Source organism: Nakamurella multipartita DSM 44233, from assembly GCF_000024365.1.
Taxonomy (GTDB): domain Bacteria; phylum Actinomycetota; class Actinomycetes; order Mycobacteriales; family Nakamurellaceae; genus Nakamurella; species Nakamurella multipartita.
The window spans coordinates 5,963,829-5,978,988 of sequence record NC_013235.1 but is presented as its reverse complement, the minus strand read 5'-3'; the positions used below and the strand labels follow the sequence as shown (position 1 = coordinate 5,978,988).

The window sequence follows — 15,160 nt, the reverse complement described above, 5'->3', positions numbered from 1 at the left end:
CGATGGCGAACCCTGCCGCCGGGAACGGGCCCGGCATCCGGACTGGCATCAGGATCGGCATCGACACCGGGGGCACGTTCACCGACGTGGTGGCCGTGCACACCGCCACCGGCCGCCGGGTCAGCACGAAAACCCCGTCCACGCCCGACGATCCGTCCACGGCGTTCGTTCGCGGGCTGGCTGCGGCGCTGGCGCTGCTGGCCGCCGGTTCGGACGAGGTGGACTCGGTGCGGCACGGCACCACGGTGGCCACCAACCAGCTGTTGCAGGGCGCGGTCGGCTCGCTCGGCCTGATCACCACCGAGGGCTACGAGTCGATCCTGGAGATCGCCCGGCAGTCGGTGCCCGAGGGCTACGGCAACTCCTACTTCTGGGTGAAGCCGCCGCGCATCGTGCCGGCCGATCTGGTGCGCACCGTCGGTGGCCGGCTGGATTTCAGCGGCCGCGAGATCCGCGCGTTCGACGAGGATTCCGCGGTGGCGGCGGTGAGGTACCTGCGGGCCCGCGGCGTCGAGGCCATCGGGGTCTGCCTGCTGCACGCCTACGCCGACGACCGGCACGAGCGCCGGCTGGCGCAGATCATCGCCCGGGAATACCCGCAGGCAATGGTGTCCCTGTCCAGCCAGGTCCTGCCCGAGTACCGCGAGTACGAGCGGGCGATGACCACCCTGGTCGACGCGGCGGTGAAACCGACCGTGGCCGGCTACATCTCGCGGATCGAGGACCGGTTGGCCGGGCTGGCCGGGGACCACTCGATCCCGTTCTCGGTGATGCGGTCCAACGGCGGGGTGCTCTCGGTCGCCGAGGTCGTCGAGCAGCCGATCAGCACCGTGCTGTCCGGGCCGGCGGCCGGCGTGCTGGGGGCGGCGGCCATCGCACACCGGGCCGGTTTCGACTCGATCGTCACCTGCGACGGTGGCGGCACCTCCACCGATGTCGCCGTCGTCCGGGACGGCCGCCCGGCGGTGACGACCGACGCCTGGGTCGGGGACTTCCCGGTCCGGGTACCGATGGTCGACGTGGTCACGGTCGGCGCCGGCGGCGGATCGATCGCCTGGGTCTCGCCGGAGCGGACCCTCAAGGTGGGGCCCCGATCCGCCGGGGCGTCGCCCGGCCCGGCCTGTTATGGCCGCGGCGGGACCGAGCCGACGGTCACCGATGCGGCCGTGCTGCTCGGGCGCATCCCGCCGCATCTGCTCGGCGGCGCCGTGCCGCTGGATCCGGCGGCCGCCGCCGCGGCCGTCGACCCGGTGGCCACCGAGTTGGGCCTGACCGGACCGGACTGCGCCGCCGGCATTCTCGAGATCTTCGCCTGGAACCAGGCCAATGCGTTGCGCCGCATCACCACCGGGCGTGGCCTGGACGTCCGCGACTTCCCCCTGGTCACCTTCGGCGGATCCGGGTCGCTGCTGGCCTGCCGGTTGCTGGACCTGCTCGGCTCGCCGACGGTGCTGGTGCCGCCCGATCCGGGCAACGTGTGTGCCTACGGCCTGCTCACCGTCGACGTGCGCTGCGACGACCTGCGGACCTGGGTGCAGCGGGACGACGACCTGGACCCGACCGAGCTGGCCCTGACCTACGACCTGCTGCTGTCGCGGGTCGGAGATGCGTTGCGGCGGGAGGGATTCGACCGGTCGACCGGGGTGCTGCAGCGGGTGGCCGACCTGCGCTACGTCGGTCAGGCCTACGAGGTCGGAGTGCGCGGCCCCGACGGGCCGATCGACCGGGACTGGGCCGATGCGGTGGTGGCGCGGTTCCACCGGGCCCACCACGCGCTCTACGGGTACGACTTTCGCGACCGAAGCGACCAGCCGGTCGAGTGGGTCAATCTGCGGGTCACCGGGATCGGGCCGATCGAGCGACCACCGGTGCCCGAGATCCCCGCCACCACGGGCGCTCCCGTGGCGATCGGGGTGCGCCGGGTGCGGTTCGGGGACTGGGTGGACACCCCGCTCTACGACCGGGGTGAGTTGCGTGCCGGCGACGTCGTCGACGGGCCCGCGGTGATCCAGGAGTTCGGCTCGACCGTGCCGGTGCATCCGGGATTCCGGGCGGAGGTGGACCGATGGGGCAACCTGCTGCTGACCAGGACGAACCGGTGAGCGATCCGATCCTGGTCGAGATCGTCGCCGGCACCCTGGCCTCGGTCGAGTCCGAGGTGGAGACCGCGATCGGGCGTACCGCGCGCTCGCCGATGATCCGCGACGCCCACGACTTCCGGGTCGGCATCCACGACGTGCACATGCGCAAGCTGACCGGCCGGTCGTACTCGGCGCTCGTGCAACCGGTCGTCCGGGACTACCCGATCGCCACCATGGTGCCGGGCGACGTCTTCTTCCACAACGACGTCTACCTGTCCGAGGGTGGCATCGGGCACCTGCCCGACCTGTGCGTCACCGTGCCCGTCTTCCATGACGGGCAGGTCGTCGCGTTCGTGCAGGCGTTCGGCCATCACGACGACATCGGCGGCACCGTGCCCGGTTCCATGCCCTCGCACGCCACCAGCGTGTTCGAGGAGGGCCTGATGGTGCCGCCGATCAAGCTGTGGGCGGCCGGCGTGCCCAACGAGGCCGCGCTGAAGATCATGACCCGCAACTCCCGGATGCCCGAGTCGCTCTCGGCCGACCTGGACGCCGAGTGCAGCGCCTGCCTGATGGGCGCGCGCCGGATCGCCGACCTGTTCGACCGGTACGGGCGATCCGCGGTGGAGGCCGCGTTCGCGGCCATCCTGTCGGCGACCACCCGCGCGTACCGGACCGAGCTGCTGAGCAAGATCCCGGACGGGCAGTACGTCTGGGAGGACTACGCCGAGCACGACGGCGTCGACCCGCCCCGGCTGCACGCCCAGCGCATTACCCTGACCAAGCTCTCCGACGGCGACGGGGTGAGCGGCGCCCGGCTGATCCTGGACTTCACCGGAACCTCGCCGCAGGCCCGCGGCCCGATCAACCACTGCGCCGACTACGCCGACGGGGTGTTCCTGGCCAAGTGGCTGGCCCCGGTGCTGCGGAATCTGGCCGATTCGCCGGAGCGGATGGCCCAGCTGAACGCCAACGAAGGGGTGGTGCCGCTGCTCGAGCTGCGGTTCCCCCCCAAGGGCACCCTGCTCACGCCGATCTTTCCGGCGCCGACCAACGCGCGCACGTTCGTCATCCTGCGGTTGCTCGGCGTGCTGACCGGGGTGCTGGCCAAGGCGGTCGGCGGCCGGATGCCGGCCGATCAGGAGACCATCCGCTACACCGGCGTCTACGGCACCGACCTGGACGGACGGCCGTACCTGATGCGCGAGGTGCTCGGCGGCGGGTCCGGCGGCCGGCCCTACGCCGACGGCGAGGACACCGTGCACGTCGTCCCGGACTCGCGAAACCTGCCGACCGAGTTCTCCGAGGCCCGCTTCCCGTTCGTCGTCGAACGCCTGGGCCTGGCCGTCGACTCCGGCGGGCCCGGCCGGCACCGGGGCGGCCTGGGCTACGACAAGCACATCCGGATGCTGGTGGACGCCCACTTCATGTCGATCGCCGACCGATCGATTTTGTCCTGCTGGGGCGTGGCCGGCGGCCGGGCCGGCCGGCCGTTCGAGGTGGTCATCGACCCGGGCGGACCGCACGAGCGCGCCGTCGATGCCCTGGCCGACGCCGAGCCGGTGCGCGCCGGGGAGATCATCCGCATCCGCACGACCGGTGGCGGCGGGTGGGGCGACCCGCTGACCCGGCCGGTCGTCGAGGTGCTGCGGGACGTGCAGTGGCGCAAGGTCTCCGTCGACGGTGCGCGACGGGACTACGGCGTGGTGCTGACCGGCTCACCCGACGCCGGCGCCGACACCCTGGGCGTGGACGGACCGGCCACCGCTTCCCTGCGCGCGACGCTGGTGGCCGACCGCGCGGGGGAGGAACCGATGTTCGACCGTGGTCCCGGGTACTCCCGCCTGTCGGGTGGACGCTCCTGGGCCGAGGTGGACCACCGCTGAGCCGGCTCAGCCGCCGCCGACCGTGCCAAGGGCGGTTCCCGGCGGCGGAGGGCCGTATTCGTTGACGTCCTTGATGTGTCCGCAACGCGTGCACTCCAGGTGCGAGCCGCCCCGCTTTTCGGGGTTGTCGTCCATCACGCCGACGTAGTGGTGCCGGCCCAGCCGGCAGCGAAGGTCATGGTGAGCGTCAGACATGATTCCTCCTATATGCACTAATTGTCGGAATCGATGGTGACAGCATGCCACGGGTCGGCCCGGACCGGAACCCTTTCGGGTACTCACCCGGCCAGGACGACGCGAGCCATCTTCGGCTCCGTGATACTCACGCGCATGGCCCTGCATACCGGTTCGTCCGAGCCGACTCACCCCCCGCACACGAATCCGATGGCCACGTTGGCCTCGCCGGCCGTCGGCGACGCCTTCGCGCTCCCGGAGATCTCCCTCAACGAGGATCCGGTCCCCCCGGACATCGCCTACCAGCTCATCCGGGAGGAGCTGCTGCTGGACGGCAGCGCCCGGCTGAACCTGGCCACCTTCGTCACCACGTGGATGGAGCCCCAGGCCAAGCAGCTGATGTCGGACTGCGCCGACAAGAACATGATCGACAAGGACGAGTACCCGCAGACCGCGGAGATCGAGCGGCGCTGCGTCGGGATCATCGCCGACCTGTGGCACGCGCCCTCCCCCGACGACGCGACGGGCTGCTCGACCACCGGGTCCAGCGAGGCCTGCATGCTGGCCGGCATGGCGCTCAAGCGCCGCTGGGAGGCCAAGGTCCGGGCCGAGGGCGGCGACCTGAACGTCCGCAAGCCCAACCTGGTGATGGGCGCCAACGTCCAGGTCTGCTGGGAGAAGTTCTGTCGCTACTGGGACGTCGAGCCCAAGATCGTGCCGATGGAGGGTGAGCGGTTCCACCTGGACGCCGACGGTGCGGTGGCCGCGGTCGACGAGAACTCCATCGGCGTCGTCGCCATCCTGGGTTCCACCTTCGACGGCAGCTACGAGCCGGTCGCCGAGATCGCCGCCGCCCTGGACAAGCTGGCCGCCAGCGGCGGTCCGGACGTTCCGGTGCACGTGGACGGCGCCTCCGGCGGCATGATCGCGCCGTTCCTGGACCCCGATCTGGAGTGGGATTTCCGCCTCCCGCGGGTCTCCTCCATCAACACCTCGGGCCACAAGTACGGGCTGGTCTACCCCGGTGTCGGCTGGGTCGTGTGGCGGGACAAGGACCATCTGCCCGACGAGCTGGTGTTCAACGTGAACTACCTGGGCGGGAACATGCCCACCTTCGCGCTGAACTTCTCCCGGCCCGGGTCCGAGGTCATCGCCCAGTACTACTGCTTCTTCCGGCTCGGTCGCTCCGGCTACGTCGACGTCCAGCAGGCCAGTCGCAACGTGGCGATGAACCTGGCCGAGCAGATCGGCGAACTGCCCGAATTCCGGCTGATCACCAAGGGCGACCAGCTGCCGGTCTTCGCCTTCACCACGTCCGAGTCGGTCACCGGCTGGGACGTCTTCGCGCTCTCCCGCCGCATGCGCGAGCGCGGATGGCAGGTGCCCGCCTACACCTTCCCCGAGCACCGCGAGGATCTGGCCGTCCTGCGCATCGTCGTGCGTAACGGGTTCTCCCAGGACATGGCGCACCTGTTCTTCCAGGAGCTCAAGGGCGCCGTGCAGTCGCTGAACGAGGAATCGACGTCGGCCGCGATGAGCGGGCCGTCCGGCTTCCGGCACTGAGCTGGGCTGACCGGGCGCGGGGCCCGGTCCGGGGCCGGCGGCTCAACGCCGCAGGCCCTGGACCACCCCGACGACGACCAGCACGCCACCGACCACCAGGCCGGCCAGCGGCCACACGTGACTGCTGGCGAACCCGGCCGGGTCGGCGGTGACCGCCGACCAGTCCGGCACCGAGCGCAGGAACTGAAAGAGCATCGCCACCATCAGGGCCGCCCCGGCCAGGGCCAGCCGCAGCGGGTTGGCGCTGCGCCGTCCGGTCTGGTTCGCGGTCTCGTTCGGGGTGTTGCCGGTCTGGTTCAGCGGGCTGGGCATGGCGGGCTCCTCATCGAATCTCCGGCCTGTCGTGGCCGTGCCTTGAGCTTCCCGTCCACGGTCGGCTCGCTGGGTCGGCCGATCGGCCGACCCGCCGGAGGAACCGACCTCCTCCGATCGGGGGACAGCCCGGGCGGCCCACTAGCCTGCCGCTTTCATCGTAATTCTGATCGGCAGAGTGTTGATCATGAGGAAAGGTGCTCTGACCTGGGAAGATAGGTCTTGCTGAGGGACCAATCGAACCAGAACCAGGAGCACCTTTCCGATGCGGAAGTCTACCGGGCTGTACCCGTCGCTCCGAGTCGATGCCACCGGCAAGCGGGTGGTGTCCCACGGCGGGTCGGTGCTGCTGGCCTTGGCCGCGGACAGGGTCGGTTTGGGTCGTGGGTTGTCGGCGGCGTTGAGGCCGTGGCGCAAGCCGATGGCGGTGCACGACCCGGGCAAGATCCTGCTCGACCTGGCGATCTCGCTGGCGATCGGCGGTGACTGCCTGGCCGACATCGCCCAACTGCGGGCCGAGCCCGCCGTGTTCGGTCATGTGGCGTCCGACCCGACTGTGTCCCGGCTGATCGACACCCTCGCCTCGGACGCGACGGCAGCGCTGAAGGCGATCGACACCGCGCGGGCGGCAGCCCGCGCCCGGGCGTGGAAGCTGGCCGGACCCGCCGCACCGAACCATGACCGGTCGGCGAAGGCGCCGCTGGTCGTCGACGTGGACGCCACCCTGGTCACCGCGCACTCCGAAAAGCAGCTGGCAGCAGCAACATTCAAGAAGGGCTTCGGGTTCCACCCGATCGGCGCGTGGGCCGACCACGGCCCGGACGGCACCGGTGAACCCCTGGCGATGCTGCTGAGGCCGGGCAACGCCGGCTCCAACACCGCAGCCGACCACATCAGCGTGGTCAAGGCCGCGCTCGCGCAACTGCCCTGCACCACGGCGGACCGACGGCCCGGCCGCGGTGTGCTGGTCCGCACCGACGGGGCCGGCGGAACCCACGAGTTCGTGGACTGGATGGCCCGGCAACGGGTCCAGTACTCGGTCGGGTTCACCCTGACCACCGACATCACCGCCAAGGTCGACGCCCTGCCGGAGGCGGCGTGGACACCCGCGTACAACGCCGACCAGGAGCCCCGGGACGGGGCCTGGGTGGCCGAACTGACCGGGGTCCTCAAGCTCAAGGGCTGGCCCAAGGACATGCGGGTCATCGTCCGCGCCGAACGACCCCATCCCGGTGCCCAGCTGAAGTTCACCGACTCGAACGGCAACCGGCTCACCGCGTTCGCCACGAACACCAAAGGCGGACAGCTCGCGGATCTGGAACTGCGGCATCGGCGCCGCGCCCGCTGCGAGGACCGGATCCGCAACTCGAAGGACACCGGCCTGAACAACCTGCCCCTCAACGACTTTGCCCAGAATCAAGTGTGGATCGCGGTCGTGCAACTGGCCACCGAACTGACCGCATGGATGCAGATGCTCGCCTTCACCGGCACCCCGGCGCGGACCTGGGAGCCCAAGAAGCTGCGGCACCGACTGTTCAGCGTCGCCGCCCGGATCGGCCGCAAAGCCCGCCGTACCTGGCTCCGCCTGTCCGCGCACGCACCCCACCGCGACCTCCTCCTGCACGGCCTGGCCCGGCTGCGGAACCTGCCGCAACTGACCTGACCCACCGACCCGACCACCATCTCCGACCAAGGACCCGAACCGGGCAGTGGAACCCGGCGCCCACCCAGGCGACCACGGGTTCAGCAGCCAACCCATGATCAACAGAGGAGGACAAAAATGATCATGAGGAACGGCTACGAGGCCGCCCGACCACCGGAAGAAAGATCGAGGCTAGATCGGCTCCAGCCGTGCGGCCGTCCGTGTAACACGTGCCGTGTCCGCGACTATGTCACGCTGATGCTCCTATGTCTGTCAAACGGAACTCGTCGGGTTGAGGAGTATGTGCTAGGTGTTTGTCTATGGGGAGCGACGCCACCGATTCCACACTGTTGTCGCGGCGATCGAGATGATTAGCAGCAGCACGCTTCCAACCACGTCCAGGACGTAGTGATTACCGGTCGTGATGACGACGGCGACCATCACGATGGGAAACAGCCAGACGAGCAATCCGAACCTCGGATGTTTGTCACGCAGCGCCAGCCACGCTGTATAGGCGCACAGCGCTGACCACCCGACATGCAGGCTCGGCATTGCCGAGAAGTGGTTCTGGCCAGTGGTCAGATCGCGCGAGGTGTCATTCCCGAACAGGTCGTGCTGGGCCACGATGTCGACGATCCCTGGCAGGGCGAACCGCGGCGGAGACATCGGCAGGAGCCAGAAGATCAGCAGGGCCAGCGGTGCCATGACCACGAACGTGCGACGGACCTTGGGATACACATCGGCACGAGCGAAAAGCACCCACAGCAACACCCCGATCAGCGGTAGGTAGTACAACCGGTAGTACAGCGCTGCCGCCTGTATCAGCGCCGGTCGCTCGGCGAGCCACTGGTTGGCGGCCAGCTCGATGTCCAGGTGCAGCGAACGTTCGATGGATTGCAGTGCCTGCGCGTGCGCCGTCGCTGCAGCGACGTCCGTGCCTGCGCGATTGTGCAACCACGAGAACAACACCAGTCCGATTGCTAGGCCGGCCAGCTCGACCGCCGGGCGACGCCACCCGTGCGGAGCGAGACGTGAGTGTGGACGTGCCTCAGCCGGCCGGTCAGCGCCGTTCATGACGTCACCATCGGGCGACCGTACCCGCGCGTCACCGGCAGATGGACAAGGCACATCAAGATCCTTCGCCCCGATCGCAAGCGCCGCGACTGTTCGTCATGTGGTCGTCTGCCAGGCCGTGTCCGGCACGAACAGACCCCGGGACGGGGACGGAGCTAAGGAGCGGTGGCCCTGACAGTCTGATCTGGCCCCGGGTTGGCGGTTCGACTTGGCCCCACCACCGGTGTCGGCAGGTCGAGGCGTGACGGTTTGAAGTGGCCCCACCTTCGACACGCCGGGCGCGTTGTGACGGTTTGATCTGGCCCCACCCCGACGGTGAATCCGAGTTGTTCGGTGTTCTCGGGTGAAGGGGCAGGGATGGGGTCGAGGGTGGAGTTGTTCGCTGTCATCCGGCGCGACGCCCGGGTCGAGGGATTGTCGATCCGCGAGCTCGCTGATCGGCATCACGTGCACCGCAGAACCGTTCGGCAGGCGATGGCCAGTGCGTTACCGCCGCCGCGGAAGACACCGGTGCGGGTCTCCCGGAAGCTCGAACCGTTCAAGGTCACGATCGACGACTGGCTGCGGGCGGACCTGGACGCGCCGAGGAAGCAACGCCACACCGCGAAGCGGGTGCTGGACCGGCTCCTCGACGAACACGGCGCCGCCGATGTGTCGTACTCGACGGTGCGGGATTACGTCGCCCGGCGACGCCCGGAGATCGCCGCCGCGGCCGGCCGGACCTTGTCGCAGGGTTTCGTCCCGCAGACCCATGAGCCGGGTGGTGAGGCCGAGGTCGACTTTGCCGATCTGTGGGTCGTGCTGCGCGGGGTGAAGACCAAGACGTTCCTGTTCACCCTGCGCCTGTCGTATTCCGGGAAGGCGGTGCACCGGGCGTTCGCCACCCAGGGCCAGGAGGCGTTCCTGGAAGGTCATGTGCACGCGTTCACCGAACTGGGCGGCACCCCGATCGACAAGATCCGCTACGACAACCTCAAAGCCGCGGTGTCCCGGGTGCTGTTCGGTCGTGGCCGGGAGGAATCCGGCCGGTGGGTGGCGTTCCGATCCCATTTCGGGTTCGATGCGTTCTACTGCCACCCCGGGCAGGAAGGTGCCCACGAGAAGGGCGGCGTCGAAGGCGAGGGCGGCCGGTTCCGCCGCAACCACTGCGTCCCGATGCCGGTCGTGGACTCCATCGAGCAGCTCAATGAGCTGCTCGTCGCGGCGGACGCGAAGGATAACTACCGGCGGATCGCGAGCCGCACCAACACCGTCGCCCAGGACTGGGCGTTCGAACGGGACACGCTGCGGCCGTTGCCGTCCGAGGTGTTCCCGACCTGGCTGACTCTGACCCCCAGGGTTGACCGGTATGCCCGGGTGACCGTCCGGCAACGGCACTACTCGGTGCCGGCCCGGTTCATCGGCCGCCGGGTCCGGGTGCAGCTCGGCGCTTCATCGGTGACCGCGTTCGACGGTCGCACCGTCATCGCCACCCATGAACGGGTCATGCTCAAGGGCGGCCAGTCCCTGGTCCTGGACCACTACCTCGAGGTGCTGCAACGCAAACCCGGCGCACTGCCCAACGCGACCGCGTTGGTGCAGGCCCGCGCGTCCGGAATGTTCACCGCGGCGCATGAGGCGTTCTGGGCCGCCGCCCGCAAGGCTCATGGTGACTCCGGCGGCACCCGAGCGTTGATCGAGGTGCTGCTGCTGCACCGGCACCTGGCCGCCTCCGATGTGATCGCGGGGATCACCGCCGCTCTCACGGTGGGCTCGGTCAGCCCGGACGTCGTCGCTGTCCAGGCCCGCAAAACCGCGCACCAGTGCAGCGCAGACGCAGTGATCGCATCACCGAACACCACACCGGCCGGGGATCGGGTGGTCAGCCTGACCGAGCGGCGCCTGGCGGAGCTGCCCGCCGACTCGCGCCCGTTGCCGTCGGTGTCGCAGTACGACGAGCTGCTGACCAGGGAATCGTCATGACCGCGACCCGACGGGGCGTCACCGAGGAAGCCGCCGTCGCTGCGGTCGATTCCGCCTGCCGGCTGCTGCGATTGCCGACGATCCGGTCCCGGTTCGGCGAGATCGCATCCGCGGCGGAACGAGAACAACTGACCTACCTCGGATTCCTCGCCGAACTGGTCATGGCCGAGTGCGATGACCGGGACAAACGATGATCCATCCGGCAGATCACCGCGGCCGGATTCCCTCGCCCGAAACGGATCGAGGAGTTCGACTTCGCCGCCAACACCTCCATCACGCCGGCGGTCATCAACCAGCTCGCGACCTGCGCATGGGTCAAGACCGGTCAACCGCTGTGCCTGATCGGCGACTCCGGCACCGGCAAAACCCACCTGCTGATCGCGCTCGGCACCGCCGCCGCCGAGAAGGGCTACCGGGTCCGCTACACCCTGGCGTCCAAGCTCGTGAACGAACTCGTCGAAGCTGCCGACGAGAAACAACTGTCGAAGACGATCGCCCGCTACGGCCGAGTCGACCTCCTCTGCATCGACGAACTTGGCTACATGGAACTCGACCGCCGCGGCGCCGAACTGCTGTTCCAGGTCCTCACCGAACGAGAAGAGAAGTCCGCCATCGCCATCGCCTCCAACGAAGCATTCTCAGGTTGGACGAAGACCTTCACCGACCCCCGGCTCTGCGCCGCCATCGTCGACCGACTCACCTTCGCCGGTCAAATCATCGAAACCGGGACCACCAGCTACCGGCTCGCCCACGCCCGAGCCGCAAAGAGCAAGTAGCACGGCCGAGCAACCAATCCGAACGGGGCCAGATCAAACCGTCACCCCGGGGCCAGCTCAAGTTGACATAGCCAGAGCGGCGAGCCACTGGCGGTAGTGGTTGGCGAGTTGGTCGTGGCGTTGGAGTCCGCGTTCGATGCGGGAGATCACGATCGGCCAGACACCGAAGTGGTTCGCGGCGGCGGTCAGGGTGATGTTCTGGGCCTGTCGGGCTGGCCGGAGGTCGTCGTAGGCCGGTACCGGGGTCGCTCGGGTGAGGTGGCGATGTATTTCGCGGGCGATGGCGCGTTTCAACATCCGGATGATTTCGGGTTTCGATCGGCCGGCGGCGATCTGCCGAGCAACGTAGGCCCGGGTTTGCGGGTGGCTGGACATTCGCACGATCGCGATCCGGTACAGGGCGTTGTTCGCGTGCCGGTCCCCGCCGCGGGACAGCCGGTGCCGCACCGTCCGACCCGACGATGCCGGGACGGGTGCGACGCCGCACAGCGCGGCGAACGAGGCCTCCGACCCGAGGCGTTCGGGGTTGCCGCCGGCGGTGATCAGCAGCTGCGCGGCGGTGTCGGACCCGACGCCATGGCTGGCCCGCAGCCCGGGGTTCGCGGTGGTCACCAGATCGTCGACAGTTGAGTCCAGTTCCTTGATCTGAGCGCCGAGGAACTGGTGCCGCTCAGCTCAGCCAGGCTGCGCAGCGCGGTCAGCACACTGCGAACGACCGGGTCGCTGGCTGTTGCGGGCCGGCAGCGGGCCAGCGCCGAGACGAGTTTCGAATCGGTTAGCTCGCGGTACTTGCCGCGCACCGGCTCAGGCGCGCGGACCAGCCCGGTGTGGATCTGCTGCATCGTCGCAGTCCGGGCCTTGACCGCCGACCGGCGAGCGGTGTGCAGGCTGCGGATGGCCTCGATCGAGGGATCCTTCGGTGCGGCGGTCGCGCGGCCGGACAGCACCGCGTGGGCGGCGTGGAAGGCATCGAGCGGATCGGACTTGCCCTGCCGGCGGCGGTCACCTCGGCTGGGACTGTTCACCTCCACCACCTCGATCCCGGCAGTCAGGCAGGCGGTGGCCAGGCCCGCGCCGTAGGAGCTGGTGCCCTCAATCCCTACTCGCTGCAGAGCGCCCTGGCCGGTCAGAAAGGTGATCGCCGCTGTGTAGCCGGCGGCGGTGGTCGGGAACTCGTGGTCGGCGAGCTGCTGGCCAAGGGTGGTGATCAGGGCGACGTGCAGTGTGTCGGTGTGGGTGTCGGCGCCGCCGATCACCTCCGGTGGTGTCATCAGAGCAGGTGTCCTATCCGTTGTCGTTTGCGGCTACCAGGCCGGCTGGTCAGACAGGACAATGATCAAGCAGGTGAGGCCAGGCCCCTATGAGGTCATGTCCAACCAGCCCGGCAGCCCGGGTGGAACGCGTCCCCCAGGGTTGGACGGAACATCGGAAAGACAGCCCAGCAGGGCGTCGGTCGGACCCAGAGTCACAACCCCAGAGGACGCCATAACAGCATCACTGTCGGACCTTCGCGTTACCGTCTGGCCATGCGGATCGGATACGGACGAGTGTCGACTCGGGACCAGCGACCAGAAGCCCAGCAGGATGCTCTGGATGCCGCGGGCTGCGACCAGGTGTTCATCGACAGAGCGAGTGGCAAGCTGGCCAGCCGCCCTGAGCTCGACAAGGCGCTCATCGCCGCCAGCCGCGCGGGTGACCAACTGCTCGTGACCAAGTTGGACAGGCTCGGGCGCTCACTGGACCACTTGAACCGGCTGTCGGAGGACCTGCGGATCCGTGATGTCGATTTGGTGGTGCTCGATCAGGGAATCGACACGTCGACCGCGGTCGGACGGATGTTCTTTCAGATCCTTGGTTCGATCGCGGAGTTCGAGCGCGCGCTCATCTCCGAGCGAACCATCGACGGACTCAAGGCAGCCCGGGCGCGCGGCCGCACAGGAGGCCAGAAGAAGAAGCTCGGCCCGCGGCAGGCTCGGATGGCACGCGACATGTACGACGAGACCAGCGAGGACGGTCGCCGCCGATACACGGTCGCCCAGATCGCGGGAGAGTTCGGTGTTAGCCTGCCGCTTTCATCGTAATTCTGATCGGCAGAGTGTTGATCATGAGGAAAGGTGCTCTGACCTGGGAAGATAGGTCTTGCTGAGGGACCAATCGAACCAGAACCAGGAGCACCTTTCCGATGCGGAAGTCTACCGGGCTGTACCCGTCGCTCCGAGTCGATGCCACCGGCAAGCGGGTGGTGTCCCACGGCGGGTCGGTGCTGCTGGCCTTGGCCGCGGACAGGGTCGGTTTGGGTCGTGGGTTGTCGGCGGCGTTGAGGCCGTGGCGCAAGCCGATGGCGGTGCACGACCCGGGCAAGATCCTGCTCGACCTGGCGATCTCGCTGGCGATCGGCGGTGACTGCCTGGCCGACATCGCCCAACTGCGGGCCGAGCCCGCCGTGTTCGGTCATGTGGCGTCCGACCCGACTGTGTCCCGGCTGATCGACACCCTCGCCTCGGACGCGACGGCAGCGCTGAAGGCGATCGACACCGCGCGGGCGGCAGCCCGCGCCCGGGCGTGGAAGCTGGCCGGACCCGCCGCACCGAACCATGACCGGTCGGCGAAGGCGCCGCTGGTCGTCGACGTGGACGCCACCCTGGTCACCGCGCACTCCGAAAAGCAGCTGGCAGCAGCAACATTCAAGAAGGGCTTCGGGTTCCACCCGATCGGCGCGTGGGCCGACCACGGCCCGGACGGCACCGGTGAACCCCTGGCGATGCTGCTGAGGCCGGGCAACGCCGGCTCCAACACCGCAGCCGACCACATCAGCGTGGTCAAGGCCGCGCTCGCGCAACTGCCCTGCACCACGGCGGACCGACGGCCCGGCCGCGGTGTGCTGGTCCGCACCGACGGGGCCGGCGGAACCCACGAGTTCGTGGACTGGATGGCCCGGCAACGGGTCCAGTACTCGGTCGGGTTCACCCTGACCACCGACATCACCGCCAAGGTCGACGCCCTGCCGGAGGCGGCGTGGACACCCGCGTACAACGCCGACCAGGAGCCCCGGGACGGGGCCTGGGTGGCCGAACTGACCGGGGTCCTCAAGCTCAAGGGCTGGCCCAAGGACATGCGGGTCATCGTCCGCGCCGAACGACCCCATCCCGGTGCCCAGCTGAAGTTCACCGACTCGAACGGCAACCGGCTCACCGCGTTCGCCACGAACACCAAAGGCGGACAGCTCGCGGATCTGGAACTGCGGCATCGGCGCCGCGCCCGCTGCGAGGACCGGATCCGCAACTCGAAGGACACCGGCCTGAACAACCTGCCCCTCAACGACTTTGCCCAGAATCAAGTGTGGATCGCGGTCGTGCAACTGGCCACCGAACTGACCGCATGGATGCAGATGCTCGCCTTCACCGGCACCCCGGCGCGGACCTGGGAGCCCAAGAAGCTGCGGCACCGACTGTTCAGCGTCGCCGCCCGGATCGGCCGCAAAGCCCGCCGTACCTGGCTCCGCCTGTCCGCGCACGCACCCCACCGCGACCTCCTCCTGCACGGCCTGGCCCGGCTGCGGAACCTGCCGCAACTGACCTGACCCACCGACCCGACCACCATCTCCGACCAAGGACCCGAACCGGGCAGTGGAACCCGGCGCCCACCCAGGCGACCACGGGTTCAGCAGCCAACCCATGATCAACAGAGGAG

General features: G+C 69.0%; 10 protein-coding genes and 2 pseudogenes. 8 read left to right on the top strand and 4 right to left on the bottom strand.

The window, feature by feature from the left end; all coding sequences use genetic code 11:
• The first annotated feature begins 2 nt into the window (after positions 1-2).
• Both NAMU_RS26490 and NAMU_RS26485 read left to right on the top strand, forming a co-directional pair.
• Complete coding sequence (locus tag NAMU_RS26490; RefSeq protein WP_015750406.1) at positions 3-2,102, top strand: hydantoinase/oxoprolinase family protein; 2,100 nt, start codon at positions 3-5, stop codon at positions 2,100-2,102.
• Positions 2,066-3,967 carry a hydantoinase B/oxoprolinase family protein gene (locus NAMU_RS26485; RefSeq protein ID WP_015750405.1) on the top strand — a complete coding sequence of 634 codons (1,902 nt, stop codon included), beginning with the start codon at positions 2,066-2,068 and terminating at the stop codon, positions 3,965-3,967. Before NAMU_RS26490 ends, NAMU_RS26485 begins: the two co-directional genes overlap by 37 nt.
• A gap of 6 nt (positions 3,968-3,973) precedes the next feature.
• Here the strand turns inward: NAMU_RS26485 and NAMU_RS29660 are convergent, their stop codons facing one another.
• Entirely contained in the window at positions 3,974-4,162 is a 189-nt protein-coding gene (locus NAMU_RS29660; RefSeq protein WP_015750404.1) for a hypothetical protein, read from the bottom strand.
• A 135-nt stretch (positions 4,163-4,297) separates the two neighbouring features.
• Here NAMU_RS29660 and NAMU_RS26480 point away from each other — a divergent pair, with 135 nt between their 5' ends.
• The gene (locus tag NAMU_RS26480) at positions 4,298-5,704 is read left to right on the top strand and encodes a glutamate decarboxylase (RefSeq protein ID WP_015750403.1); all 1,407 of its coding nucleotides are present in this window, start codon (positions 4,298-4,300) and stop codon (positions 5,702-5,704) included.
• A 42-nt stretch (positions 5,705-5,746) separates the two neighbouring features.
• On the opposite strand, the gene NAMU_RS26475 is transcribed toward NAMU_RS26480, so the two are convergent.
• Positions 5,747-6,016: a hypothetical protein gene (locus tag NAMU_RS26475; RefSeq protein ID WP_015750402.1), complete on the bottom strand. Its 270-nt coding sequence runs from the start codon at positions 6,014-6,016 to the stop codon at positions 5,747-5,749.
• A 265-nt stretch (positions 6,017-6,281) separates the two neighbouring features.
• Here NAMU_RS26475 and NAMU_RS26470 point away from each other — a divergent pair, with 265 nt between their 5' ends.
• On the top strand, positions 6,282-7,679 hold the full coding sequence (locus NAMU_RS26470) for an IS1380-like element ISNml2 family transposase (RefSeq protein ID WP_012814030.1): 1,398 nt from the start codon (positions 6,282-6,284) through the stop codon (positions 7,677-7,679).
• Positions 7,680-7,976: 297 nt separating this feature from the next.
• Here NAMU_RS26470 and NAMU_RS26465 read toward each other — a convergent pair whose 3' ends face one another.
• Positions 7,977-8,732, bottom strand: a complete 756-nt coding sequence (locus NAMU_RS26465; protein WP_083785981.1) for a phosphatase PAP2 family protein — start codon at positions 8,730-8,732, stop codon at positions 7,977-7,979.
• 357 nt (positions 8,733-9,089) lie between these two features.
• Here NAMU_RS26465 and istA point away from each other — a divergent pair, with 357 nt between their 5' ends.
• Both istA and istB read left to right on the top strand, forming a co-directional pair.
• Positions 9,090-10,694 (top strand): IS21 family transposase, encoded by a 1,605-nt coding sequence (gene istA / locus NAMU_RS26460; RefSeq protein WP_015748251.1) that lies wholly within the window; start codon positions 9,090-9,092, stop codon positions 10,692-10,694.
• A pseudogene (gene istB / locus NAMU_RS26455) lies at positions 10,691-11,470 on the top strand (IS21-like element helper ATPase IstB). The gene istA and the pseudogene istB overlap by 4 nt, the downstream one beginning before the upstream one ends.
• Positions 11,471-11,527: 57 nt before the next feature.
• On the opposite strand, the pseudogene NAMU_RS32055 reads toward istB, so the two are convergent.
• Positions 11,528-12,741: pseudogene (locus NAMU_RS32055) on the bottom strand (IS110 family RNA-guided transposase).
• Between the two features lie 255 nt (positions 12,742-12,996).
• On the opposite strand from NAMU_RS32055, the gene NAMU_RS26445 reads away from it, so the two are divergent.
• Together NAMU_RS26445 and NAMU_RS26440 are read left to right on the top strand one after the other, a co-directional pair.
• Positions 12,997-13,551 (top strand): recombinase family protein, encoded by a 555-nt coding sequence (locus NAMU_RS26445; RefSeq protein WP_015750400.1) that lies wholly within the window; start codon positions 12,997-12,999, stop codon positions 13,549-13,551.
• A 101-nt stretch (positions 13,552-13,652) separates the two neighbouring features.
• Positions 13,653-15,050, top strand: a complete 1,398-nt coding sequence (locus NAMU_RS26440; protein ID WP_012814030.1) for an IS1380-like element ISNml2 family transposase — start codon at positions 13,653-13,655, stop codon at positions 15,048-15,050.
• Positions 15,051-15,160 lie beyond the last annotated feature (110 nt).